Raw genomic sequence first — 507 nt, 5'->3', positions numbered from 1 at the left:
AACGACAGCCGTCCGGAGGTGACAGAGCGCTTTGAGCTCTACATCACCGGCCGCGAATTCGGCAATGGTTTCAGTGAGCTTAATGACGCTGAAGAGCAGGCCGCGCGCTTTAACGCCCAGGTAGCAGCCAAGGACAGTGGTGACGACGAAGCCATGTTTTATGACCACGACTTCATCCGCGCGCTGGAGTACGGCATGCCGCCGACCGGCGGCTGCGGCGTCGGCATAGACCGGCTGATGATGCTGCTGACCGACAGCCCCAGCATCCGTGATGTGATTCTCTTCCCCGCGCTGCGACGTGAGGTTTAGCCCACGATCGCGCACTTCGCCATCCCCGATTCCACACCAGCAGGGGCCGCGGGACTGGCTTTGCCAGACCGCTGGCGCCGCCCCCTTGAGGGGGGAACAGGCTACACGCAGTGAGCCTGGACGGGGGTGCTATTGAAATACCTTGAGGGGGGAACAGGCTACACGCAGTGAGCCTGGACGGGGGTGCTATTGAAATAC

1 protein-coding gene is annotated in these 507 nt (G+C 61.9%); it reads left to right on the top strand.

The features are described 5' to 3' along the window. On the top strand, window positions 1-309 hold a 309-nt coding region (locus AC1D1X_RS25440), incomplete at its 5' end, for an amino acid--tRNA ligase-related protein (RefSeq protein ID WP_477699657.1). Between the last annotated feature and the right edge of the window lie 198 nt (window positions 310-507).

The organism is Polaromonas sp. P1_G4 (genome assembly GCF_056405475.1).
The sequence above is the reverse complement of the archived record's forward strand: the minus strand, read 5'-3'. Positions and strand labels throughout refer to the sequence as shown.